Annotated in this window: 24 protein-coding genes; 15 read left to right on the top strand and 9 right to left on the bottom strand. The window is 40.1% G+C overall.

The window, feature by feature from the left end; all coding sequences use genetic code 11:
- The first annotated feature begins 78 nt into the window (after nucleotides 1-78).
- The 4 genes from ribD to ribH are packed head-to-tail and all read left to right on the top strand — an operon-like array spanning nucleotide 79 to nucleotide 3374.
- Complete coding sequence (gene ribD / locus DTK66_RS06375; protein ID WP_191668133.1) at nucleotides 79-1137, top strand: bifunctional diaminohydroxyphosphoribosylaminopyrimidine deaminase/5-amino-6-(5-phosphoribosylamino)uracil reductase RibD; 1059 nt, start codon at nucleotides 79-81, stop codon at nucleotides 1135-1137.
- Nucleotides 1130-1732: a riboflavin synthase gene (locus tag DTK66_RS06380; protein ID WP_191668134.1), complete on the top strand. Its 603-nt coding sequence runs from the start codon at nucleotides 1130-1132 to the stop codon at nucleotides 1730-1732. Before ribD ends, DTK66_RS06380 begins: the two co-directional genes overlap by 8 nt.
- On the top strand, nucleotides 1732-2913 hold the full coding sequence (gene ribA, locus DTK66_RS06385; RefSeq protein ID WP_191668135.1) for a GTP cyclohydrolase II: 1182 nt from the start codon (nucleotides 1732-1734) through the stop codon (nucleotides 2911-2913). Before DTK66_RS06380 ends, ribA begins: the two co-directional genes overlap by 1 nt.
- A gap of 2 nt (nucleotides 2914-2915) precedes the next feature.
- Complete coding sequence (gene ribH, locus DTK66_RS06390) at nucleotides 2916-3374, top strand: 6,7-dimethyl-8-ribityllumazine synthase (RefSeq protein WP_153930280.1); 459 nt, start codon at nucleotides 2916-2918, stop codon at nucleotides 3372-3374.
- Nucleotides 3375-3419: 45 nt separating this feature from the next.
- On the opposite strand, the gene DTK66_RS06395 is transcribed toward ribH, so the two are convergent.
- From DTK66_RS06395 to DTK66_RS06410, 4 genes are all read right to left on the bottom strand, one after another.
- Nucleotides 3420-4145: a potassium channel family protein gene (locus tag DTK66_RS06395; protein WP_191668136.1), complete on the bottom strand. Its 726-nt coding sequence runs from the start codon at nucleotides 4143-4145 to the stop codon at nucleotides 3420-3422.
- 75 nt (nucleotides 4146-4220) lie between these two features.
- Nucleotides 4221-7109, bottom strand: coding sequence for a YfhO family protein (locus DTK66_RS06400; protein WP_191668137.1), 2889 nt, complete (start codon nucleotides 7107-7109; stop codon nucleotides 4221-4223).
- Between the two features lie 106 nt (nucleotides 7110-7215).
- Nucleotides 7216-7794: an RNA polymerase sigma factor gene (locus DTK66_RS06405; protein ID WP_191668138.1), complete on the bottom strand. Its 579-nt coding sequence runs from the start codon at nucleotides 7792-7794 to the stop codon at nucleotides 7216-7218.
- 368 nt (nucleotides 7795-8162) lie between these two features.
- The gene (locus DTK66_RS06410) at nucleotides 8163-8537 is read right to left on the bottom strand and encodes a PaaI family thioesterase (protein ID WP_153930277.1); all 375 of its coding nucleotides are present in this window, start codon (nucleotides 8535-8537) and stop codon (nucleotides 8163-8165) included.
- A 35-nt stretch (nucleotides 8538-8572) separates the two neighbouring features.
- Here DTK66_RS06410 and menB point away from each other — a divergent pair, with 35 nt between their 5' ends.
- Entirely contained in the window at nucleotides 8573-9394 is an 822-nt protein-coding gene (gene menB / locus DTK66_RS06415; protein ID WP_153930276.1) for a 1,4-dihydroxy-2-naphthoyl-CoA synthase, read from the top strand.
- Nucleotides 9395-9405: 11 nt separating this feature from the next.
- Entirely contained in the window at nucleotides 9406-10827 is a 1422-nt protein-coding gene (locus DTK66_RS06420) for an o-succinylbenzoate--CoA ligase (protein ID WP_191668139.1), read from the top strand.
- A gap of 132 nt (nucleotides 10828-10959) precedes the next feature.
- Here DTK66_RS06420 and DTK66_RS06425 read toward each other — a convergent pair whose 3' ends face one another.
- From DTK66_RS06425 to DTK66_RS06435, 3 genes are read right to left on the bottom strand one after another with little or no spacing between them, the layout of a single operon-like run.
- Entirely contained in the window at nucleotides 10960-11109 is a 150-nt protein-coding gene (locus DTK66_RS06425) for a FeoB-associated Cys-rich membrane protein (RefSeq protein ID WP_191668140.1), read from the bottom strand.
- 6 nt (nucleotides 11110-11115) lie between these two features.
- A complete protein-coding gene (gene feoB, locus DTK66_RS06430; protein WP_191668141.1) occupies nucleotides 11116-13107 on the bottom strand; it encodes a ferrous iron transport protein B in 1992 nt (663 codons plus the stop codon).
- Nucleotides 13104-13316 (bottom strand): FeoA family protein, encoded by a 213-nt coding sequence (locus tag DTK66_RS06435; RefSeq protein ID WP_191668142.1) that lies wholly within the window; start codon nucleotides 13314-13316, stop codon nucleotides 13104-13106. The genes feoB and DTK66_RS06435 overlap by 4 nt, the downstream gene beginning before the upstream one ends.
- 224 nt (nucleotides 13317-13540) lie before the next feature.
- On the opposite strand from DTK66_RS06435, the gene sufC reads away from it, so the two are divergent.
- The 7 genes from sufC to DTK66_RS06470 all read left to right on the top strand — a co-directional run bounded on the left by sufC (nucleotide 13541) and on the right by DTK66_RS06470 (nucleotide 20013).
- On the top strand, nucleotides 13541-14338 hold the full coding sequence (gene sufC / locus DTK66_RS06440) for a Fe-S cluster assembly ATPase SufC (protein ID WP_153930272.1): 798 nt from the start codon (nucleotides 13541-13543) through the stop codon (nucleotides 14336-14338).
- Between the two features lie 11 nt (nucleotides 14339-14349).
- Nucleotides 14350-15639: a Fe-S cluster assembly protein SufD gene (gene sufD, locus DTK66_RS06445; RefSeq protein ID WP_191668143.1), complete on the top strand. Its 1290-nt coding sequence runs from the start codon at nucleotides 14350-14352 to the stop codon at nucleotides 15637-15639.
- Complete coding sequence (locus DTK66_RS06450; protein WP_191668144.1) at nucleotides 15620-16858, top strand: aminotransferase class V-fold PLP-dependent enzyme; 1239 nt, start codon at nucleotides 15620-15622, stop codon at nucleotides 16856-16858. The genes sufD and DTK66_RS06450 overlap by 20 nt, the downstream gene beginning before the upstream one ends.
- Entirely contained in the window at nucleotides 16845-17306 is a 462-nt protein-coding gene (sufU, locus tag DTK66_RS06455; RefSeq protein WP_153930269.1) for a Fe-S cluster assembly sulfur transfer protein SufU, read from the top strand. The genes DTK66_RS06450 and sufU overlap by 14 nt, the downstream gene beginning before the upstream one ends.
- The gene (gene sufB, locus DTK66_RS06460) at nucleotides 17299-18708 is read left to right on the top strand and encodes a Fe-S cluster assembly protein SufB (protein WP_153930268.1); all 1410 of its coding nucleotides are present in this window, start codon (nucleotides 17299-17301) and stop codon (nucleotides 18706-18708) included. The genes sufU and sufB overlap by 8 nt, the downstream gene beginning before the upstream one ends.
- 64 nt (nucleotides 18709-18772) lie before the next feature.
- On the top strand, nucleotides 18773-19105 hold the full coding sequence (locus tag DTK66_RS06465; protein ID WP_153930267.1) for a metal-sulfur cluster assembly factor: 333 nt from the start codon (nucleotides 18773-18775) through the stop codon (nucleotides 19103-19105).
- 17 nt (nucleotides 19106-19122) lie between these two features.
- Nucleotides 19123-20013: a helix-turn-helix domain-containing protein gene (locus DTK66_RS06470; protein WP_153930266.1), complete on the top strand. Its 891-nt coding sequence runs from the start codon at nucleotides 19123-19125 to the stop codon at nucleotides 20011-20013.
- A gap of 59 nt (nucleotides 20014-20072) precedes the next feature.
- On the opposite strand, the gene DTK66_RS06475 is transcribed toward DTK66_RS06470, so the two are convergent.
- A complete protein-coding gene (locus DTK66_RS06475) occupies nucleotides 20073-20726 on the bottom strand; it encodes a response regulator transcription factor (RefSeq protein WP_172971251.1) in 654 nt (217 codons plus the stop codon).
- A 614-nt stretch (nucleotides 20727-21340) separates the two neighbouring features.
- Between DTK66_RS06475 and DTK66_RS06480 the strand changes: the two genes are divergently transcribed.
- Entirely contained in the window at nucleotides 21341-21577 is a 237-nt protein-coding gene (locus tag DTK66_RS06480; RefSeq protein WP_153930264.1) for a cytochrome b5 domain-containing protein, read from the top strand.
- Between the two features lie 51 nt (nucleotides 21578-21628).
- On the opposite strand, the gene DTK66_RS06485 is transcribed toward DTK66_RS06480, so the two are convergent.
- Nucleotides 21629-22441 carry a Cof-type HAD-IIB family hydrolase gene (locus tag DTK66_RS06485; protein ID WP_153930263.1) on the bottom strand — a complete coding sequence of 271 codons (813 nt, stop codon included), beginning with the start codon at nucleotides 22439-22441 and terminating at the stop codon, nucleotides 21629-21631.
- A 145-nt stretch (nucleotides 22442-22586) separates the two neighbouring features.
- On the opposite strand from DTK66_RS06485, the gene DTK66_RS06490 reads away from it, so the two are divergent.
- Nucleotides 22587-23963, top strand: coding sequence for an RsmB/NOP family class I SAM-dependent RNA methyltransferase (locus DTK66_RS06490; RefSeq protein ID WP_191668145.1), 1377 nt, complete (start codon nucleotides 22587-22589; stop codon nucleotides 23961-23963).

Below are 23963 nucleotides of genomic sequence, written 5' to 3' on the forward strand. Positions count from 1 at the left end.
TACCAGAAAGTGTATACCCACTATTTAACGTCCCGAGAGAAATCTTAGGGCGTTTTTATTTTGGAAAGGATGGTTAGAGTGGAAGATGCTTATTTCATGCAAATGGCAATCGCTGAAGCAGCAAAGGCTGGCAATGAAACCTGGAAAAATCCTCGCGTTGGGGCAGTTGTTGTGAAAAATGGTCAAGTTTTAGTGCGAGGTCATACTCACGAATACGGTGGAATTCACGCTGAACGGGATGCAATAGGTAAACTTACGCCGAAACAGTTACAGGGAGCAACTCTTTATGTCACGTTGGAACCCTGCAATCACTATGGGAAACAACCACCATGTAGTCAGGCGATTATTGACGCGGGTATCAGGAGGGTTGTGATTGCGGAAACAGACCCGCACCAGCTTGTCACCGGGAAAGGGATTGCTACGCTTCAACAGCAAAATATTATTGTCAAAACGGGCGTCCTTAAAGAAGCAGCACAGGCCTTAAATCCGCATTACGATTTTTTCTATCGGTACCGACGACCATGGGTAACTTTAAAACAAGCAGTGAGTCTTGACTATCGCGTGTCCGCAGAAAAAGGTCAACGAACGGCGATTACTAATTCTGCTGTGGCAAAAATGGTTCATACCGAGCGTGGCAATTTTCAAGGAATCTTGATTGGAAGCCAAACCGCAATTATCGATAATCCAACTTTATTAACGACTAGTCCGACAAAGTTTCCGCCAGTAAGGATTGTTCTTGACCGCCGGGGACGTTTAAAAGATAATCCAACCTTACACTTGTTGACTGACGGGCAGGCACCTACTTGGATTTTTACGGAAAATAGTTCGCTACAAGATCAGTTTGCTAAAGGCATTCGGGTATTTTATCGCCGGACGTGGTCAATTAACGACATCTTGCATGAACTTGGTTGTCGAGAAATTCAATCTGTTTATGTGGAAGGGGGTCCGACTGTCCATCAAGCCTTTTTATGGGAAGGGTTGTTTGAAGAACTTATTACTTATTTAGCTCCCCAGATGCTTGGCGAAAAAGGCGTACCAGGGATGGAGTCACCTCATCAATTACATTTAGCCCATCAGGAAATTAAAGTTTTAGAAAATAATATTAGGATTGCGGGAAGGAAGATGGAATATGTTTAGTGGTTTAGTAGCAGGAGTTGGTCGGATAACAAAAATCAACCTGCAAGGAGAAACAATTGAACTAGTGGTTACTCCGCGAATTGATGACTTTTTAACTACGGTCCAACTGGGAGATTCAATCGCGGTAAATGGCACTTGTTTAACGGTAGTAGGTATTAAAAATAATCAATTTACGACAACCTTAATGCCGCAAACTTTTGAAAAGACAACGTTCAAAAACTTGGGAAAAGGGTCCCTTGTAAATCTTGAACGTTCATTGCAAGTTGGCGCCCGGCTAGAAGGTCATATTGTAACGGGGCATGTTGCCGAACTATCACGAGTTTTAAAGCGGACTGTCAATGAAAATGCTATTGAAGTGCAATTTAGTCTTCCACAACGCCTGCATGGTCAAGTGGTAGCGCAAGGAAGTGTCGCAATTAATGGCGTAAGTTTAACAGTGATGGAAACTGGTAATGGCTGGTTTACGGTTGGGCTGATTCCACACACTCAACTCGTGACTAACTTAGATACGCTTAAAGTAGGGAATGAAGTTAATCTAGAAACCGATATTTTAGGCAAATATGTAGTCGCAAATTTACTAGGAGGCCGAAAATAATGGATGTAAAGAAAATTCAAGCAACGATTAAGCATTTGCAAGAAGGTGGTTTAGCAATTGTCATGGATGATGCAGACCGCGAAGCAGAAGGCGATTTGGTGGGGCTTGCTAGTGAAGCTACCCCTGAAAAAGTTAACTTTATGACTAAGTATGCTCGTGGATTGATGTGTGTTCCCATGGCACCGGAAGTAGCTGAACGACTGAAATTACCTCAGATGACTACTGATAATTCGGATCCTTTTGGTACGGCTTTTACGATCAGCGTTGACCATCATTCGACAACAACGGGAATTTCAGCCTTTGATCGTTGGCGCACCATTACTCATCTTGCCGCGCCAACTGCTAAGAACGAAGATTTCTACAAGCCAGGCCATATCTTTCCCTTGGTCGCCAAGAAAAATGGGGTATTAGAACGCGATGGTCATACTGAAGCTGCGGTTGATCTTGCGTGCTTGGCTGGAGTGGAACCAGTTGCTTATATCTGTGAGATTTTAAAAGACAATGGTGAAATGGCGCGATCAGTGGAACTTCATGAGAAAGCAGCCGAATTTGGCTTACCCATCATTACGATCAAAGAACTTCAGGAATACCGGCAAAGTTTAGCGAGCAAACCAGTAGAAGAGGTGCATCTCCCGTCTCAGTATGGTGACTTTCGCTTACGATGGTTTGATGACAATAATCTAGCGCTGATAAAAGGAGATATTGATCCAACTACTCCTGTAATGGTTCGCATGCATTCAGAATGCTTTACTGGCGATGTTCTTGGTTCCCTTCGCTGTGATTGTGGTCCTCAACTTCATGAAGCAATGCGCCGAATTGAGAAAAACGGCAGCGGGATTATTATTTATTTGCGTCAAGAAGGACGAGGAATTGGTTTAGCAAACAAGTTGCGAGCCTATCATTTGCAAGAACACGGCTATGATACTGTCGAGGCCAATGAAAAATTAGGTTTTGCGCCTGATGAACGGCAGTATGACCAAGCAATTGCGATTTTACATCAATTAGGGATAACCAAGATTAACCTACTTACTAATAATCCCGATAAAATTGCGCAATTACAACTTGGCGATATTGAAATCAATGAACGGATACCATTAGAAATCGCACCTAATAACTATGACGAGAATTATTTAATCACAAAGAAAAATAAATTTCATCACTTACTGAATCTGGAGGCTTAATCATGAAAGAATTTACTGGGAAATTTAATGTTCAAAGTGCAGAAATCGGGATTGTTGTTGCTGATTTTAACGAAACTGTCACTAAACAATTAGTGCAGGGAGCTACCGAAATGTTAGCTAAGTTTGACCTTGAAAACGTTGATGTATACCATGTGCCGGGAGCATTTGAAATTCCGTTTATGACGAAACAATTATTGGCAAAAAAGGAATATGACGGCATTTTGACGTTAGGCGCTGTTATCAAAGGTGAAACAGATCACTACGATTTAATTTGTCAAAATGTTGCTAGCGGCGTAATGAATCTTAACTTAACGAGCAATATTCCAATTACATTTGGCATCCTTACTACCGATAACATTGAACAAGCAATGCAACGAGCGGGACTCAAAGTGGGTAATGAAGGAGCGATCACTGCACAAAGCTTACTAGAGATGATCTCGTTAAGTCGACAAATAAATTAAAAATAACCTCCATTCTTGGATAAAACCTTGAATGGAGGTTATTTGCTAACGTTTATTTTTCTGAATCAAACGCTTGATTTCGTCTAACTCAGCCTTTAGTTGGCGATTTTCATGTTGGATTTTGACTAACTGGGCGGAAATCTTCCGTTCGTCTTTTTTAGCAAAGAACTCATTGATGGTACTGGTTAGCATCCCAATAAAGCCAATCCCTAACAGCATTAAAACAATTGCTGCGGCGCGACCAATTCCTGTTTTGGGAATTACATCCCCGTAGCCGATCGTGGTGGCAGTTGTAATTGCCCACCATAATGCAGTCTCATATGATACTTTTTCTGAAATACAAAACATTGCCGCGGCTACCATAATCACTGCAATACTGATATATAGGTAATAAAGCAGTTCATTTCGCTCGAAGAACACTCCTAACCGCCCCGTAAAACCAACTAGGCGCATAATACGGATAAGTTTTAGCAGGCGAAATGTTCGGCCGACTTGTGCGATGCGGAAAAAGAAGAACAGACTGCTAGCTGGAATAATTGATAGGAGGTCGAAAACGTTATTACGAATAAATTCACGCTTATTTGGCGCTAGAATGAGTCGGATAAAATAATCAGCAAAAAAGATGAACCAAATACCATTATCAATCATATTGTAAGGATAGGCATCAATGTTGATCCGATTAGCATAATAAGCAATCAACATCACTATTGACACAACTGCCAGTAAGGCCATAATGATTTGATATATGATATACGTAAACTTATTATGCACAATCTTTCTCCTAGCTATTAAAAATCTATTTTTATCTTAAGCGTCTCTTAGCCGGGATGCAAGATTTCAGTAATTTTATTTTATCTTTTTTATCCAAATACTTGTAATAACTGCGGCAGCCAACGTCCATGCAAGACCGATTAAACTAATAATTGCTCCTGTTTTAAGACCAGGTAGTTGGTAAGAGAACGTGATATGGTGAGTACCTGCTGGTAAGTAGACACCCAAAAAGGCTTGATTTGTGCGGAGGGTTGAAGCCGGTTTGCGGTTTACTTTAACTGTCCAACCACTGGAGTAAGGGATTGAAGAAGTAAGAACACCAGCTCGGCTAGTTGTGATTTGTCCGCTAACCTGATTACGCTTAAACTTTACATCCCTTAGCTGGTGTTGTTGCAGTGCCTTGACTTCATGATAGTAGTTATTATCAAGCTTTTCAGCAACTACACGGTATTTTAATTGGTATGTTCCGAGTTTGGATGGTTGGAAGGTTAATGCACTTGACAACTTGCCATCGTAGTATCCAATATTCAAGGTTGAGTTTGTGACGTGTTTAAAGAGTGAGAGGGTACTTTGGCGCGCTTGCTCAATTGTTGACGTTCCAAATTTGCTATTAACATTAAGCTTAAAGCTAATGTCTGGCGACCCGTTTAAGACGTGGTAACGCCAATAGCGATAATGAGTGTAGCGTTGGTTAATTACACTTCCCGGGTTAGTAGATGTTTCCTTTAAGTGCGCTTCTTCATACTTGATTTGATCATCCATTGAAAAGGGGGTGTACTTAATTTTAGCAAATTCAATGTGTAACTCGCTGCCTTCTAGTTTTTTTTGCATTTTTTTGCTTTGTAATTCTGGTAATTGAAGCTGGTAAGTTTCTTCGCTGTCCGTGTATTTGAGTTTTGCCGGATTAACTTTATTTAGCCGGTTTGAGATTAACTCGCTTTTAAGCGGATAAACTTGCAGATTGAGTTTAGCTGCCTTAATTCCCTTAAGCTCTTTTTTACTGTTTACTAAAACGCCAGTAGCAAGGGCCCGTTCTTTTTCGGTTGGCGATAAGCTGTGGTAAGTGTGTTTGCTAATATAGCTATCTTGCCAGTAAAGTAGGGGGAAGGCGTAATCAGTCTTATAACGCATTGTCTGCGTAGGGACAAAATCATCCTTGCTTTTTGGATTGCTTGGTTGATTTTTGTCGTAATTAATAACAGGGTCTGTAGCCTTATCTAAGAAATATCCTGCCGGAATCTTAGTGGCATTATCACCGTCACTTTGAACAAAGAGATATTTTACCCCCAAGAAATTATCCATTACTGTTCGGTCATCAGCTTGCCGAATAGGAATATTTGCTTGATATTGATTATTTTGCAGACTGGTATTAAATAAACCGAGATATTTATTTTGTAAAGAATAATAAGAGTCGATATTGTGAAGTCCGGAAGTTAAGTCGTTATCAAGGTTGGGACCATCGATGATTTTGTTCTGACTAATTGTTGATACCCGATAAAATGGGCTTTTGGCAAGGTCCTTATCAAGGCTTCCATAACGGTTAGCAGCAATTGCTTGGTATTCACCACGGCTGAGCATCCTGCTAGAAAAGTCGCCATTGTAAGGGAAGGCGGCATAGATTGCGTTAAAGCCCGCATTAAGCATTACGATCCCCAGTAGCCAGCGGTAGGGATGATTAACCTTATGAAAGTGAATCATCCAAATTGCCATTAATGAGCCAATTAAGAAAATAACCGGCATAAAGATGTCGTCCTCATTTTCAAAGAAGAAAGTGGCAATAAGGATAACGAGGTATATTCCTGTGGCCCAACTTAGAATTGCTAAGGTATGGTGGTCAAGTGTTGGGATATTTTCTGCTAGGATACAAATTGCCATTGCTAATGGTAAGTAGATTAATAAGGTCCACCGATTTGAGGCTGACATCATTCCGTTAAAAAAGGCACCGACTGCCGGAATCAAGAGCATGATTAGGGCAAGACCAAGACTAATCGAAATCAAAGGATATTTGCGGGGACGCGAATAAATGTATACAAGGGCGATAAACCCGATTGAAACAATTCCCAACGCCGACCAAAACATAAAATACCACTGTCCACCATTAATTAAGGATTTTGGCAGGAAAAGGTAGTAATAAAGCGGATAAGTCTTTAGCCCGTTTGCAAATAAAGAACCGGTCCGCGTTGAATTTGTTACCGCAATAATCTCTGGAACTAATAAAATTGCTGATAAAAGGATGCTAGTGATTGTTGCAAAGGCAAGTTTAAGCAAGGTTCGTCCATAATCAAGCGTCTGACGATAATGAGTAGCCACGCGCAAGATAAGGTAAAGGACAGAACCAATTCCTAAGACATATGCAAGGTAATAATTACTAATAAGCATCCAGGTAAATGCGCCCGCAAGCGGCCATGCAGACCCTCCCTGGAGGACGCGCTCAATTTGCACAATAATCAGTGGAAAAATGATAAAGGGTGTAGTAAAGAACGGTTGAGCAACGCACGCATATAACAAGAATGAGTTAACGAGATAAGCTGTTGTTCCAATCAGAATAACACTATTTCGAAATTTAAAATGCTGAGCAAAGTATACAAATGCTAGGCCGACACAATACATCCGAATAATATTGATAACTTGGTAAGCTAATGTCATCTTCGCAGCTGGAAACAACAGCGCAAGATAAGCAAAGACGTCACCAATCGTATAATAGGAATATACTTGAAAAGTATCGCTGCCTAGGCCCATCTGCCACGACCAAAAGTTTAAATGGGGGTGGTGAAAAAAATTAATAAGGGCTTCACGATAATTGGCTAATAACGGTAAGTGCTGGTTCAACGCATCTTTACTAAGAATAAATGTATGGCCAGTTACTAGGTAGGTACCAAAGATACAGGCTGCTAAAAAGACGAATAGAATTGTATATTCGCAATATAATCTTTTAACATGCCGTTTTTTAAATGAGAAATCCATAAACTACTCCTTGTATTAACTTTAGGATATCTTCACCATTCTAGCAAAAAAACTATGACGATGCTTCTTCTAATTATAAGAAGTGCATTGGTCATAGTTATATTTGTTATTTTTCTTTGCTCAAAACTTGGATTAATTTAAGGTGACAACGGTGAAGCGCACTTTGAATACTGCGTTTGGGACATTTAAGGGAAATGGCTATTTCTTCGATGGAGTAGCCATTGTGCAAATAATTAAGCACCTTACGCTCAAACTGGGAACAATTATGGAGGAGTTTTTTAATACTCTGTCGGCAATAAATAATCTCATCTGGTGAATGATGCCAGAAATCAATTATTACTTCTGCGTACTCGTCAGTCAGGGCGTAAAGACGTTCGGTTGGAATTCGTTTTCCTGCTTGTGATTGCCGTTGCAAGTCCCTGATTCGATTTGTAAGGCATTCTTTAAGAAAACAGCTAAACATTCGTGGACCTTGATTATTATAAAGCCGAATAACTTCCAGCATGACCACCTGAGCTTCTTGTTCCCAATCAGCAAGTTCTAATCCAGCAATATTATAACGTTGCCATAAACGTCGTACTAGTGGCCAATAACGCCGATATAATTGTTGGAAGTCTTCGCTACTCCCTAGGCGGCTCTTTTCAATTAAGTCAAGATATTTTTCTTCATCTTCTCTGAAGCGCATACTAAAAATGCTCTCCTTTATAAAACTATTATATTACGCGATATGCTTCCCATCATAGCGTTTTTCCTATTTACTTTTTCTCCCCAAATAGGTAAACTGACGACCTAAAACCAGGCGCTCATTCCTCATTTTAGGCAAGATAAAACGGTTTAAATTTTTATCACTCAGTTCGCCTCGCGCTGGTAATAATTTATCAAATGTCCTATTGTGCGACAACGAAGAATTTGTTGGATTATGAACGGTCAATCGAACGTTAAGAGGATTAATTATATAATTTAAGGTACATAACTACTTTTTATATTGACAATAATTGCATTGATAATAATTTAGTTAAAATAATGATTAGGGATTTTTGGAAAGCTTCATTTCTAAGGATGAGGACGATTGATTAAGGTAATAATACTGGTACTTGTTTGTTGCTGATTGCAGTATATATTAGTTTGCCAGGTTTGGATTTGCCGACCGCATTTGATCGGTGTTGCAACAGCCTTCAAATATCCAGATGATACCGCAATCAAATGCTCTGTGGTAAGATTAACTCCGAGAGCTATTTGATCTTGATGATGATCAGCTAACCATTGATTGGCGCCAAGCGAAGCAGCGGTTTCTGCAAGAACTGCGTTGATGCCACCATGGACAATGCCGTAGGGCTGTTTAAGTTTATCACTGACTTTGACGGTAATGATACACTTGCTAGCTGTGACTAATTGAGTTTGGATATCTAAATTTTCTAATAGGTTCATTATTATTAACCTCACTTAAAAGGAGTAGATTATACATGACAACAGTTAATTGGCAACCGGTAAAAGATTATTCTGAAATTATTTTTGAACGTGCCGGAAAGATTGCAAAAATTACAATGAACCGGCCAGAAAAGATGAACGCATTCACCCCGGTAACAATTCAAGAAATGATTGATGCTTTTACCATCTGTCGTGATGATAGCACAATTGGTGTGATTATCCTAACGGGTGCCGGAGACAAAGCCTTCTCATCTGGTGGTGATCAAGGTGTTCGTGGTAATGGCGGATATGTTGGCCCAGATAAAATTGCTCGGTTAAATGTTCTTGACTTGCAACACCTAATTCGGATTATTCCCAAGCCGGTAATCGCAATGGTAAAAGGATGGTCCGTTGGCGGCGGAAACATTCTACAATTAGTTTGTGATTTAACGATTGCTGCTGATAATGCTAAATTTGGGCAGACTGGTCCCAAAGTTGGGAGTTTTGATGCTGGATACGGTTCAGGATACCTTGCCCGCGTAATCGGTCATAAACGAGCAAAGGAAGTCTGGTTCCTCAATCACTTTTACAGTGCTGACGAAGCATACCAAATGAACTGGATTAATAAGGTTGTTCCCTTAGATCAAGTCGAATCGGTAACCCTTGATTGGTGTAACGAAATTCTAAAGAAGTCGCCAACAGCGCTTCGTTTCATTAAAGCTGCTATGAACGCCGACACAGATGGTCTTGCTGGTTTGCAACAACTTGGCGGGGACGCTACTATGCTTTTCTACACTACTGATGAAGGTAAGGAAGGCCGCGATGCCTTTAATGAAAAGCGCGATCCAGATTTTGACCAGTTCCCTAAATTTCCATAGAAGGCCTAGGTATGGAAACGCAGAATTGGTTATTAAAACAGGCTGAAACGCAACCTGCCCATATTGCCGTTGATGACGGGCATGAACAATTAACATTTGCAGATCTCCAAGTACGGGTTGAAAAACTGGTTGGAAAGCTTAATCAGCTTAATCCTGGTGATAAGGTGGGATTGCTTGCGACAAATAGTCTCATGAGCTATCAGCTTGCTCTTGCCATTATTTCCAGTGGCCGATCGATTGTATGGTTGAATTGGCGGCTAGCTGATGAGGAACTGCACCGGCAAATTGCTGATAGCGACCTTCTGCTATGTTTAGTTGAAGATTCACTGTGGCGAGCAACGATGGGGAGGACGTTTAAGAAATATAGTACGTTCTTAAAACAGCCAATAGTTAAATCATCGTCTTTAGTTGCAACTTTTAAATTAGATCAGGTCGCTAGTATTATGTATACCTCGGGTACTACTGGGAAGCCTAAAGGGGTTTTACAAACGTTTGGCAATCATTTTTATTCTGCTGTAGCATCGGCCCTTAATCTTGGCTTGTCCCCTCATGATGAATGGTTATGCGTAGCACCAATTTTTCATATTAGTGGATTCTCAATTATTATGCGAGGCCTAATATATGGAATGACGGTTCGTCTGGTAGATAAGTTCAGGGTTACTACGATTGAACAAATTCTCGTAAATGAACCGGTTACAATTATGTCTGTTGTTCCTTTTATGCTAAAGAAGTTGGTTAGTCAGCAGAAAATGAGCCATCAGCGCTACAATAAAGATTTTCGCTGCATGCTGCTTGGTGGCGGAACAATCAATCGTTCCATTCTTGAACAATGTTTACAAGCAAAAATTCCAGTTGTCCAATGTTATGGAATGACGGAAACATGTTCACAGATTATTGCTTTACGGGCCCAAGATGCTTTAAAAAAGATTGGTTCAGTTGGACAGCCGTTGTTTACAACCCAATTGAAATTAAGCAATAAGGGCGAAATTCTCCTAAAAACCCCAGCGCTGACCCCTGGTTATCTTAATTTACCGGCAAAATTACCGGCCAAAATGATTGACGGTTGGTATAAGACAGGTGATATTGGTCATGTAGATGATGATGGTTACCTTTATGTTGATGGACGGCTTGATGAGATGCTAATTTCGGGTGGGGAAAATATTTTTCCACAAGAAATTGAACAGGTATACCAACGATATCCCGGCATTAAAGAGGTGGCAGTTGTAGGACAAGCCGATCCCGAATGGGGGCAAGTTCCGGTTGCGTTTCTTGTTAGTGACCAGCAATATTCAGGAACAGAATTAATTGATTATGGATATCAGCACTTGGCACATTATAAGGTTCCGCGTCGTTACTTCTATGTTCAATCGTTACCCAAAAACGCTAGTGGCAAAATTCGTCGATTTATTTTGCAACAGGCATTATCTAAATAAAAAAGGAAACGTGCTTACGCTTCGTCGACACGTGGTTAGCTTATAGGAAGCATAAAGAAGGCTCCAGAGTTCGGTTTTTCCGAGCTTTGGAGCCTATTTACTTACTGTATTTGTATTATAACTTAACGAGGGTTACTTTTTAGCTTTAACTAATTGCTTTTTGATTTCGCAATCATAATCGCACGCCGCGCACTTACCTTGCTTTTCGCGTTGAAATGTCTTAATAAGAGTAAAAATAGCCAATGCAATAATCGCAATGATAATGTTAATAAATAATTTCAATCTTAATTACCCCCAAAAGATTCGGCCAACTTGGAAGACGATAAAGGCGATGCTATAAGCAATCGCTAAACTAGAAATAACAGAATAAATCATCCACTTAGTTGATCCGGTTTCTTGCTTGATCGTTGCTAAGGTTGCAAAACAGGGTGCATACAACAAAATAAAAATTAATAGCGCATAGGCCGTCAGCGGTGACATAAATTGACCTAATGATGCAATTAAAAAGGCCTTACTACTTGTATGAAACATCACCATCATGCTAGAAGTGATTACTTCCTTAGCTAGAATACCAGTAAATAAAGCACTGATTGCTTGCCATTGAACCAAGCCGATTGGTTTAAATACTGGAACAAGAATTCGTCCTAGGTCAGCCGCAAAACTATTTGCCGAATTAGTGACAAAACCACTAGTGCCAAAGCTCGATAATACCCAAATAAGAACAGTTCCCGCAAAGATAATAGTACCGGCTTTTTTGATAAATCCTTTCCCCTTATCCCAAGTTCCTTGCCAAATTATATCAAGACGCGGAAGGTGGTAGTGGGGTAGTTCAACGACAAAAACAGAACTCTCTTGAACATGGAAAACCATTTGATAAAACTTTGCCATCCCTAGGGCAATGATGATTCCAAGAAAGTAGATTGAGAGCACAATTACTGCCTGATGGCGCGGAAAGAAAGCCGCAACAAATAAACTGTAAATTGGTAGTCGCGCCGAACAACTCATAAATGGCATGATCAAAGTCGTGATCAGCCGTTCTTTAGGCTGTTCTACTGTCCGTGCAGCCATTATCCCAGTCACATTGCACCCGAATCCGATAATTAACGGAATAAAAGATTTTCCATTTAACCCGATCATTTGCATTATTCGGTCCGTAACTAACGCTGCTCGTGCCATATATCCCGAGTCTTCTAAAAGCGAGATACAAGCGAAGAGCATAAATATTTGGGGAATAAAAGCCAGCACACCACCAACCCCGGCAATAATTCCGTTTATAATCAACGAACGTAAAGCGGGAATTGCGCCAAGATTTATTAGTAATTGATTAGCTGTAGAAGAAACGGGACCAGAAATAAATCGATCTAGCATATCAGATAATGGTGTTCCCACCCAGTCAAAAGAGAGTTTGAACATCACAAAGAAGATTAACGCAAAAATTGGTAAACCTAAAATAGGATTAGTAACTATTTTGTCAATTCGGTTGGTTAGTTCTACATGGTTGTTGCCAGCTATTGATTGCCGCGCGTTATTTAGTGTTTTTTCAATGAATTGCAAGCGCGTGTTAAAGATCTTATCGGCAAATTTCTGTGCATCGTAGTATTTCGTTTGGTTAAGAAGCGGGGTTAGTTTTTCTTTTTTGGCTACCTCCCGGATAACCTTATTATTTCCCATATATTGAATTGTAAGCCAACGGGCAACTTGTGGTGAATACCCAAAGTCTTTATTAAGAGCAGTCCCAGCTTGTCTAATTGCCTGCTGAATCATCGGTGGATATTGCAAAGATAATCGTGTGGGTGGAAGAGACTTATGCTGAAGAGTTTTCTCGCGCACCCTATCAATCCCTTGATGGCCACGGGCATTAGTAGTAGTTACTTTACAGCCTAGTGCCTGTTCTAGCGATTTTAAATCATACTCATACCCTGAACGGCGAAGATCATCAATCATATTAAGAATTAAAACCACTGGGTACCCAAGCTCAAGTACTTCAATTGTTAATAAGAGGTTGCGTTTTAACTGGCTTGCGTTTGTCACATTCAAGATCATACTAGGATGGTTATGCAACAAATAGTTTGTTACCACTGCTTCGTCTTTCGTCAACGGGTCAAGCGAGTAAACACCGGGGAGGTCGATAATTGTGATATCAGTTCCCTTGAGATTACCCTGCTTTTTCTCAACGGTCACACCGGTCCAATTTCCAACATAAGCGTACTTATCGGTTAAAGAATTAAAAAGGGTCGTTTTGCCTGTATTTGGATTTCCAATCAGTGCAACTGTTGTCATTTATCATTGACCCCCGTTAGCGATGCAAAGACTTGGTACCGTAACCCGATTCGTTGATGATCATTTTCGATTATTACAGGTCCGTGAAAGGGATATCTTTGAATAACTTTAATCGGACAGCCCTCACAAAGGCCCATGTCATGAAGACGGGTGGCGGTTGATACATTTAAACAATCAAATGAGTGAAGAATATAATTATGCTGCGCCATTATCACTATCCACCTCACTAAATATTCCAATTATATATAACGACAATATTACAACTTAATTATACACTCATCTTACTTTTTAAGAAAGCGCTTGAAATAAAATTAAATGCCTAGTTTTATTTTTTTAATATTCGGATATAATAAGAATGTAAAGGAATACAGATATTTCAAATAATATTTACTAAGAATATTTTGGAATATTGATGGCCAGGAGGATGAATTATATGGCAACACTAGAAGTAAAAGACCTACATGTTTCAGTAAAAGATGAAGAAAGTAAAACAGAAAGGGAAATCCTTAAGGGCGTTAACTTAAAGATGCAAACTGGAGAAATCCATGCGATCATGGGTCCTAATGGTACCGGTAAGTCAACATTATCGCAGACGATCATGGGTCAGCCCAGTTACCATGTGACGCAAGGAGACATCCTCTTGAATGGAGAAAGCATTATTAACATGCCTGTTGATGAGCGGGCGCGAAAGGGACTGTTCCTTGCGATGCAGTATCCAGCTGAAATTCAAGGAGTCACCAATGCTGAATTCCTTCGAGCAGCTATTAATGCACGTCGTCCTGAAGATGATCAGATTTCGGTAATGGATTTTATTAAAAAACTTGATAAGAATCTCGAATTACTCGATATGAAGCAGTCGATGACTGAACGTTACCTTAACGAAGGATTTTCTGGTGGTGAAAAGAAACGCAATGAAATTCTGCAATTGTTAATGATTGAACCAAGTTTCGCAATTCTTGATGAAATTGACTCTGGACTTGACATTGATGCGTTGAAAGTGGTTTCAAAGGGTGTTAACTCAATGCGGGGCGCCAATTTTGGCTCGTTGATTATTACCCACTACCAACGGCTATTAAACTATATTGTCCCTGATACGGTTCACGTGATGATGGGTGGTCGAATCGTAAAGACAGGTGGCCCTGATTTAGCTAAGAAACTTGAAGCTGAAGGTTATGCTGGCTTGCGTGACGAACTAGGCTTAGATATTAAACTTGTCGATGATGAAGATTAGGAGGCGTCCTGATGACAGAATTAAATTCAGCAAAGGAGCAAATAATTGCTGCCAGCCAACTAAACAATGAGCCTCAGCAATTACTGACGCGTCGCCTTAATGCACGAGAATTGATGGAAAAATTGCGTTTGCCCCGGATGCAGCGGTTTAAATTTCAAACATGGCCATTAGTGAAGGAGCATCCTTTAAAGTGGGTTAAATCAGATCCAAGCCTTGTAAAAGTTGATACATCCGATGATGAAGTAATAAAAGTGACCCAGTTAGGACAGACAATGCTTCATGTTAATCTTCCACAAACATTACAAGAGCAAGGAATTATTCTGACAGATATTTTTACGGCGGCTCGCGAGTATCCGGAATTATTTAATAAGTTTTTTATGACCGCAATCAAACCAGAAGAAAACTTGTTAACGGCATACCACTTAGCATACCTCAATGCCGGTTTATTTCTTTATGTACCAAAAAATGTTGAAATTAAAAAGCCGATTGAAGCTGAAATAATTCAAGATAGTACAAAGGCAGAACCATTAATTTCTCATATTTTAGTAATTGCCGACCGTGGCAGTCGGGTAAAATTTATTCAACATCTGGCAACAATTGGCGATCATGAAAACAGTGCGAATATGATGATTGAGCTAATGGCACAGGAAAATAGTGAAATCGACTTTTCTTCATTAGATGAGTTTGGTCCTCATACTCATACTTACTTTAAGCGGCGAGCAGATATCGGCCGTGATGCGCATGTTGAATGGGCTGTAGGTTTAATGAACGATGGCAATACCGTGGGTGATATGGATTCTGAACTGCTTGGTGATGGTGGTTACGCAAATTCTAAGATGATTGCGGTAACGACCCGTGAGCAAGAAGTAGGGGTGAATAACCGGGTTACTAATCATGGTAAACACACGACAGGACTAATCAACCAGCGAGGGGTTATTCTGGAGGACTCTGAATTGATTTTCAACGGGATTGGACAAATTATCCACGGCGCTCACGGCGCAAAAGCCGACCAACAGAACCGTGTATTGATTATGTCTGATCAGGCCCGCGGAGATGCTAATCCTATCTTATTAATTGATGAAAATGATGTTGAAGCTGGGCATGCTGCCAGCGTTGGCCCAGTCGACCCGCATCAGATGTATTACCTGATGAGTCGGGGGATTCCCCGTGCACAGGCTGAACGAATGGTTATTCGTGGATTCCTCGGAGCAGTATTAAGTGCAATCCCATCAACCGAAGTTCGTAATAAGTTAATCACAATTCTAGAAAGGAAGCTGGCTGATGGACAACAATATCAATGATTTTAGTGGCGATTTCCCAGTGTTAGATCAGCAAGTAAACGATGAACGGCTTGTATACCTTGATAATGCTGCGACCGCCCAGCGCCCACGACAAGTGATTAAAGCGTTGACGGATTTTTATGAACAAGATAACGCAAATGTTCATCGAGGAGTACATACCCTTGCAGAACGGGCAACAAAGGATTATGAGGATGCCCGGCAAAAGGTACAGGCGTTTATAAATGCACCAGCCGCTCATGATGTCATTTTTACGAAGGGTTGTACAGATAGTTTGAATCTCATTGCGGCAACTTACGGCGAACAAAATATTAAGCCTGGCGATGAAATTGTTATCTCAATCATGGAGCACCATAGTAACTTGATTCCATGGCAACAGCTTGCTAAGAAAAAGCAGGCCGTTCTTAAATATATTGAGCTTACTGCAGACGGTGAGCTTGATCTTGCGGATGCTAAGCACAAAATTACTGATAAGACTAAAATAGTCGCGGTTACTCATGCAAGTAACGTTATGGGAACGGTAACGCCCCTCAAAGAGCTCGCAGCGATTGCCCATCAGCATGGGGCAGTTATTGTTGGTGATGGCGCCCAAGCTGTTCCCCATATGCCTGTTAATGTTCAGGATTTGGATGTTGATTTCTATGCATTTTCGGGACATAAAATGATGAGTCCGATGGGAATTGGTGTCTTATACGGCAAAGCTGACCTGTTACGCGCCATGCCCCCATATCAGTATGGTGGTGAGATGATTAATGATGTTCATCGCGATCAAAGTACTTGGGCGGACATTCCATTTAAGTTTGAAGCAGGGACGCAAAATATTGCGGGAGCAGTTGGTCTTGGTGCTGCCGTTGATTATTTATCGCATGTTGGGATGAAAAATATTCAACGTAAAGAACAATCACTCGTAAATTATGTTTTACCCCGGTTGATTGCAATTCCCGATGTTCAGGTTTATGGACCGCAATTACCGCAAAAGCATACCGGGGTAATTTCATTTAATATCAAGGGTCTGCATCCCCATGATGTTGCCACTGCGCTTGATATGGACGGGGTTGCCGTGCGGGCGGGACATCACTGCGCTCAGCCATTAATGGAAGAACTTGGGGTTACAGCGACTGCTCGTGCTAGTTTTTATTTTTATAATACGAAAGAAGACGCTGATCAATTAATTAAGGCGATCAACGAAACAAAGGAGTTCTTTAACATTGGGACTATCTAAGTTAAATGGGTTATACCGTGAAGTTATCCTCGATTACGCAAATCATCCGCATAACAAGGGTGCATTATCAACGACTACAAATACAATGACCCTGCACAATCCGACTTGTGGCGATACGATTAATTTACAAGTCGAGGTTAAGGATAATAAAATTAATAATATTGCTTATACAGGCGATGGCTGTACGATTAGTCAGGCTTCCGCAAGTATGATGACTGATGTTGTAAAGGGCAAAACCGTCGATGAAGCATTAGCGATGGCGAAAACTTTTTCAGATTTGGCTATTGGCAAGAAACATTCAGATGCTGATTTGAAACAATTAGGAGATGCCCAGATCCTTACAAGTATTATGGAATTTCCAGCTCGGATAAAATGCGCCACCCTATCTTGGTGGGCATTACAGCGAGCACTGCTAAAGGATAGTGAGGAGGAAGAAAAGAATGAGTAATGACGCGGCCAGTATTATAAACAACGATGATCAATATGAATACGGTTTCCATGATGATGTGAAACCTGAGTATTCGACAGGGCGGGGGCTCACAGAAGCAACTGTGCGGCAAATTTCGGCAGCTAAGCACGAACCAAAGTGGATGCTTGACTATCGACTTAAGGCATACAAAATCTATCAAGAATTACCGATGCCCAAATTTGGCCCTGACCTATCTGAACTAGATTTAAAAAACATGCTTTACTATCAGAAGATGACAGATAAAAAGTTCCGTGACTGGGAAGATGTACCGGAAGACCTTAAACGGACCTTTGACCGGTTAGGCGTTCCTGAAGCGGAAAGAAAGTACTTGGCGGGGTCATCAGCGCAGTATGAGTCTGAAGTTGTCTATCACAACATGAAAAACGAGTTTGAAAAGCTCGGCATCATTTTCACTGATACCGATACTGCCTTAAAAGAGTATCCAGAACTATTTAAGAAATGGTTTGGCAAACTAGTACAACCAACTGACAATAAATTTGCGGCTTTAAACGCAGCTGTTTGGTCAGGCGGGTCATTTATCTATGTGCCAAAAGGTGTAAAGACTAAGACGCCGATTCAATCTTATTTCCGTCTTAATGCTGAAAATTCAGGACAATTTGAACGGACGTTAATTATTGTCGATGAAGGGGCAAGTGTTGATTATGTTGAAGGATGTACCGCTCCTAATTACTCTTCGGATAGTCTGCACGCTGCTGTCGTAGAAGTAAATGTATGTAAAGATGCCTATTGTCGTTATACGACAATTCAAAATTGGTCCGATAATGTGTATAGTTTGGAAACTAAGCGGGCCGCTGCTGCTGAGAATGCAACAATGGAATGGGTTGATGGTAATCTTGGCTCAAAGGTAACCATGAAATATCCTAGCGTCTACCTCAATGGTGAGGGTGCTCGCGGTACCATGCTTTCCATTGCCGTTGCCAGTAACGGAATTCACCAAGACTCTGGGGCACGAATGATTCATAACGCTAAAAATACTTCAAGCTCGATTGTCTCGAAGTCAATTGCCAAAACGGGCGGCTCAACTGATTATCGTGGAACAGTACGGTTTGGTAAACATTCCGATGGCTCCAAAGCACACGTTGAATGTGATACGATCATTATGGACGACCAATCTTCATCTGATACAATTCCATACAATGAAATTGATAATGCCCATGTAGCAATGGAACATGAAGCTAAAGTTTCTAAGATTTCTGAAGAACAGCTTTATTATTTGATGAGTCGCGGGATTCCAGAAGCCAAGGCGACTGAAATGATTATCATGGGGTTTGTTGAACCATTTACTAAACAACTGCCAATGGAATATGCAGTTGAATTAAACCGCCTAATTAGTTTTGAAATGGAAGGTTCGATTGGTTAAAAGCACTTTTAACTAGCGGGCAATAAGCAGTAACCTAGTTAAATATAAGTTTGGAGGAATTTAAATGGCTGATGAAAAAGATGTACCTTTCTCACCACTTGAAAATAAAGTCATGGATGCCCTTGAAGAGGTTATTGACCCAGAATTAGGGATTGATCTTGTTAACCTTGGTTTAATTTATGATGTTAAAGTTGAAGATAATGGTGAATGTACCGTAACAATGACATTAACGACAATGGGCTGCCCATTAGGTGATATTTTAAATCGCGATATAACAAAAGCAGTAACTTCAGTTGATGGTGTTGATAAGTGTAATATTAACCTCGTATGGGAGCCGGTTTGGGATTTGTCACGGATGAGTAGGTTTGCTAAAATTGCATTAGGAATTCACGGCTAAAACAATAGGGGGCAGACATGGATATTAAGCGCTTTGTTCACCAACGAAAACGGCTTGGCTATTCACAAGTTGCTTTAAGTAAGGGGATTTGCACTCAATCAACTTTAAGTAAGTTTGAAAATAACGGGCAGGTGCCTTCACTATCAATTCTCGAACAGCTTTGTGATCGTTTAGGTTTAACGATTGATGATCTTAATAAAAATAACACTTCATCTATCCGCTACATTCGCAATCTTCTTGATGAAATTGAATTGTCGCTAATGATTGAGCATTTTCCACAAGCAGTTAGCAAGCTCAAGAAGATTCATCTTGCTGATTTGAAGTCACCACAAGATAAGATGCAGTATTATTATTTAAAAGGGATGATTTATACTCTTACTAACAATAATGCTTCAACAAGTTTGTTTAACTTCACGAAGATCCTAGACGAATTAGATGAACAACATCGGACAATCTATTCACCATTGGCTTATCTTGGTTCTGGAATATTATATGCACGGCAAAATTCAATGGAACATGCTGACTTTTTCTTTTCTAAAGTTATTTCATTTCTGCGTTCAAAGGCGGATGAAGACTTAGAAGGTGCTTCACGGAACTATTATTTGCGTATTATTACCATGATGTATTATGCGGCCGAATATCATGCCCTTAATAAACGGTTAGTTGTAAGTAATCGTGTTCTTGAGACGACTACAAAGATTTGTGCAAGTAATCATGTCACATATTTTTTGCCCCGGATTAAGCTATTAGAAGCAAATAACGCGATCGAACTTGGCAAAGATTCTGCAACAGTTCGCCGCTTGTTGACCGAAGCGGAAGTGTTTGCCCGCTTTAATTCAAATAATGTAGTTGAGGTACAGGTTGCAGCCTTATTAAATAATTTCGATAAAACAATTAGTAACAAATAAGCGGGAAGTAGCCGTTTGTTAACAGGCGATAGAGTCTGTCACGACGGTTAATCCCGCTTTTATATATTAATTAAATGATGATGGAAAGCATAGCGAATTAATTGGGCATGTGATTTAAGATGAAGTTTATGCATGATGTTGGCTTTGTGAGCCTCAACAGTTTTGGTAGAGATAAACAGCTTTGCCGCAATCTCTTTATTAGTATAGCCCAGAACTATTAAGGGCAATAGTTCTCGCTCACGCCCTGAAAGAGCAAGATACTCGTCAATATCAAGGTGAGTGGGACCGCTTTTGATTGTTAGAAGATCTTCTTTAGTAACCATGATGTTATTATCAAGATATTTCTCACCGTCAGCTACTTGCTTCAAGCCATGAATAAGTTCACTGGTGGCTGAACTTTTTAAAATATAACCCATTGCGCCGTTATAGATTGCATGATTGATAAATTCAGATTCACTATGCATTGAAAAAACCATGATTTTGATATTGGGAAGGTGTTCATGGATTCTTTTTATTGTCACTAACCCATTCTCTCCTGGGGGCATACACAAATCCATAATGATGATGTCGATATCGCCTTGTTCAACACGCATTGCAACATCAATGCCATTTGCTTCTTCACTTACTACGCTGAAACCTTCTTGCTGATCTACGAGGGTTTTAACGCCCATCCTAACAATCGGGTGATCATCTGCAACAAGTACTTTATACATTGTTAGACCCGCTTTCAGTATAATGATTCCTACTGACTACATTGATTATTATAAAGTTATCGCAATTAAATTACCACTAGACCGAAGCTGTTTGAAATAGTTTTAGTAAACGGCTGGAATAATTTTGAAAATTTATTGCAGAAAAATACGAATGCTGTAAAATAAAAGAGGATCATTGATGACATGACAACATCAATGATCCACAGTAGAAGTATGTTGGCGAAAGTGATTGCAGAATCACCTTCGCCTTTTATTATAACAATTTTTGAAACTAATGTAATTAATATTCTCATTTTAGTTATAAATTATTTTATGGAGGAGAGTTTGGGCTTGACAAAAAGGTGGTTTGGAAGTGAAAAATTTTCATTCTCATGATTTTCTCAGACTTACTAATTACCAGTATAGTTCACAAAATATTTAAAAATAACTTTAATCTACTTATATCATAAGGTCCTTGCCATTTTCCTAAAGAAAAGTAAATTATTTGTGTAATACTTAATTAAAAAATTAATACTTTGATAATAATAAAGGTCTAATAATTAATGCATTTGAATAGTTTTTGAATTAAAATAGAATTACTAGCTATTCTTGAATCATAGAAAGGTGAAGTTTTAATGGCAGAAAAAACATTTACAACAACCGAACTTGCTAAGTTCGATGGTCGAGATGGACATCCTGCATACGTTGCTGTTAAAGGTATTGTTTATGATGTTTCGAACGTACCTGTATGGAAGGATGGTAAACACCATGGAAACCTTGCTGGTCACGACTTGACTTCTGCGATGCCTCGTTCTATTCATATGGAAACAGTGTTAAAAGACATCCCTGTAGTCGGTAAATTAGTTGACTAGAATAACTACAAAAAGCTAGGGTAGGTAGCACCGCTATCTGTCCCTAGCTTTTTAAATTGCAATTTTAAAATAATCACGTAAGTATTTCGCTAAACCATTATGGTCATTATCAATCGGAGTAACATCATTAGCAATGCTCTTGAGTTCAGGAATGGCATTATTCATTGCAACGCCTCGGCCAGCAGCATCTAACATTTCAAAATCGTTATGCTCATCGCCAAATGCAATAATGTCTTGGCGGTCAATCTGATATTGTTTGGCAATATAGAACATTCCTGATTCCTTATGCGTACCACGATGAATCAATTCTAAAATGTTGTATGGACCACCCCATACTCGAGGTTCAACAAAATCTCCATACTTTTCATTAACGGCCTTGATGATATCGGCTTGGTGTTCAGGCTGGTATTGGATCGTTAAGGCAATTGGCTTTTCAATTAAATTAGCGGGGGTAAGCAATTGATCTTTGCTTAGTTTGTTAGGGAGAAACTCTGGTAAGTCATTGCTTGCTTTATTTGCCCATACATGGTGCTTGTTTTCAACGGTAATCGTGTTAATTCCAAGGGCCTCACGATTAGCAAGAAGGTCAAGAGCAAGTTCGCGAGTTAATTCGACCTCGTATTCTTTGTCCCAGTGCTCATGAGGAATATGAGTAAGGGCACCGTTAAAATTTACCATTGGAGTTTTAATGCCAATTTGATCATAAATATGTTGGGCAATCCGATATGGTCGCCCGGTAATGATACTAACAATATGACCTTCACGTGCCAGTGCCCGAAGAGTCGCAATTGTTTCATTGGTTAATTTTGATTGGTTATTTAATGTTGTGCCATCAAGATCAAGCGCAATTAGATGTTTGTTCATTACCATATCTCTTCTTTCTATGTCAGTTATAAAATACAATTATAACATTTTTAACAAAAAGTTAAGCCTTTGCCAAGCATTTTGTCTCATAAATTAATAAAATAAGTTACAATAAAGACATTACTTTATAGAGGAGCGTAATAACGTGCAACTACCGAATGAATTTGTTACAAAATACAAAAAACTAATGGGGGCAGAAGCCGATGAATTTCTGTCCGCGTTAGCACAGCCGAGTTATGGCGGTTTTCGGGAAAACCCGTTAAAGAATGGTCAACCAACCGCAACAATTGCTAGGGCTACTGGCAAAGTACCATATGTCCCTACTGGTTATTATGGGCAGATAAATGGTAAATCACTTGATCATGTTACGGGGTGGGTATACAGTCAAGAGCCGTCAGCAATGTTTGTCGGGGAAGTAGTCGCTCCCCAGGCTGGAGAACGAGTATTAGATCTCTGTGCTGCTCCCGGTGGTAAAACGACCCACCTCGTTGCTAAAATGGCCAATAAGGGTTTATTAGTTGCAAATGAGATCTTTCCTAAGCGCGCTAAAATCCTTGCAGAGAACCTTGAACGGTGGGGAGCAAAGAATGCAGTTGTAACCAGTGAAAGTCCTGCTGACCTTGAAAAGCAGTTTCCTCACTATTTTGACCGAATCTTAGTCGATGCCCCTTGTTCTGGAGAAGGAATGTTTAGAAAAGAACCTGCCGGAATAGAGTATTGGTCAACGGACTATCCGCGGGAATGTGCTAATCGCCAGCAAAAGATTCTTGATTCGGCAATGAAAATGTTAAAACCGGGTGGGACCTTGGTATATTCAACTTGTACCTTTGCTCCAGAAGAAGATGAACAGAACATTGCCTGGCTGCTTAAAAATTATCCTACGCTAAAACTTGTTCCTATTGAAAAGTCAATGGGAATGGACGACGGTCGTCCGGAATGGGCTGATGGGAATGCTGACTTAGTAAATGCTGTTCGTCTATTTCCTCATCATATTAAAGGAGAAGGACATTTCATTGCTAAATTGGTTAACGGTTCTCCCCAAGACCTTACAATAAAAAAACGAAAAAAGAAAAATAAACGAAAAAAATCATCAGTAGTACGACCAGATAAAGACCAATTAGGGTTATTTGAAAAGTTTAGGGTCCTTGTTTTTCCTGATTACCAGTCGCAGCAATTAATTTTATTTGGTGACCAGTTGTACGATTTGCCATCAGAAATGGATACTGACTATTTGGATGGATTAAATGTATTACGTCCGGGCCTCCATCTGGGGACATTTAAGAAAAACCGCTTTGAACCTGCATTGGCATGGGCGCTTGCTAGTTTACCAAGTAGTAGTCAGCGAGTGATTGAAATTAGTAAAGAACAATGGCAACAGTATGTTCATGGAGATGTCATCGGAATTAATAATGTTGTTCCCAACGGTTGGTATTTGTTAGTGTGTGAGCACCATACTTGCGGTTTTGGCAAGGTGGTTGATAAGACGGTGAAAAATTTTTATCCCAAAGGACTTCGGTTTTAA

It is taken from the genome of Limosilactobacillus walteri (genome assembly GCF_014830205.1).
GTDB lineage: Bacteria > Bacillota > Bacilli > Lactobacillales > Lactobacillaceae > Limosilactobacillus > Limosilactobacillus walteri.

Coding starts and splice junctions, on each gene's coding strand:
- DTK66_RS06380 (WP_191668134.1), top strand. CDS start 1,130: ATGTTTAGTGGTTTAGTAGCAGGAGTTGGTCGGATAACAAAAATCAAC.
- ribA (WP_191668135.1), top strand. CDS start 1,732: ATGGATGTAAAGAAAATTCAAGCAACGATTAAGCATTTGCAAGAAGGT.
- ribH (WP_153930280.1), top strand. CDS start 2,916: ATGAAAGAATTTACTGGGAAATTTAATGTTCAAAGTGCAGAAATCGGG.
- DTK66_RS06400 (WP_191668137.1), bottom strand. CDS start 7,109: ATGGATTTCTCATTTAAAAAACGGCATGTTAAAAGATTATATTGCGAA.
- DTK66_RS06405 (WP_191668138.1), bottom strand. CDS start 7,794: ATGCGCTTCAGAGAAGATGAAGAAAAATATCTTGACTTAATTGAAAAG.
- DTK66_RS06410 (WP_153930277.1), bottom strand. CDS start 8,537: ATGAACCTATTAGAAAATTTAGATATCCAAACTCAATTAGTCACAGCT.
- menB (WP_153930276.1), top strand. CDS start 8,573: ATGACAACAGTTAATTGGCAACCGGTAAAAGATTATTCTGAAATTATT.
- DTK66_RS06420 (WP_191668139.1), top strand. CDS start 9,406: ATGGAAACGCAGAATTGGTTATTAAAACAGGCTGAAACGCAACCTGCC.
- feoB (WP_191668141.1), bottom strand. CDS start 13,107: ATGACAACAGTTGCACTGATTGGAAATCCAAATACAGGCAAAACGACC.
- DTK66_RS06435 (WP_191668142.1), bottom strand. CDS start 13,316: ATGGCGCAGCATAATTATATTCTTCACTCATTTGATTGTTTAAATGTA.
- sufC (WP_153930272.1), top strand. CDS start 13,541: ATGGCAACACTAGAAGTAAAAGACCTACATGTTTCAGTAAAAGATGAA.
- sufD (WP_191668143.1), top strand. CDS start 14,350: ATGACAGAATTAAATTCAGCAAAGGAGCAAATAATTGCTGCCAGCCAA.
- DTK66_RS06450 (WP_191668144.1), top strand. CDS start 15,620: ATGGACAACAATATCAATGATTTTAGTGGCGATTTCCCAGTGTTAGAT.
- sufB (WP_153930268.1), top strand. CDS start 17,299: ATGAGTAATGACGCGGCCAGTATTATAAACAACGATGATCAATATGAA.
- DTK66_RS06465 (WP_153930267.1), top strand. CDS start 18,773: ATGGCTGATGAAAAAGATGTACCTTTCTCACCACTTGAAAATAAAGTC.
- DTK66_RS06470 (WP_153930266.1), top strand. CDS start 19,123: ATGGATATTAAGCGCTTTGTTCACCAACGAAAACGGCTTGGCTATTCA.
- DTK66_RS06475 (WP_172971251.1), bottom strand. CDS start 20,726: ATGTATAAAGTACTTGTTGCAGATGATCACCCGATTGTTAGGATGGGC.
- DTK66_RS06480 (WP_153930264.1), top strand. CDS start 21,341: ATGGCAGAAAAAACATTTACAACAACCGAACTTGCTAAGTTCGATGGT.
- DTK66_RS06485 (WP_153930263.1), bottom strand. CDS start 22,441: ATGAACAAACATCTAATTGCGCTTGATCTTGATGGCACAACATTAAAT.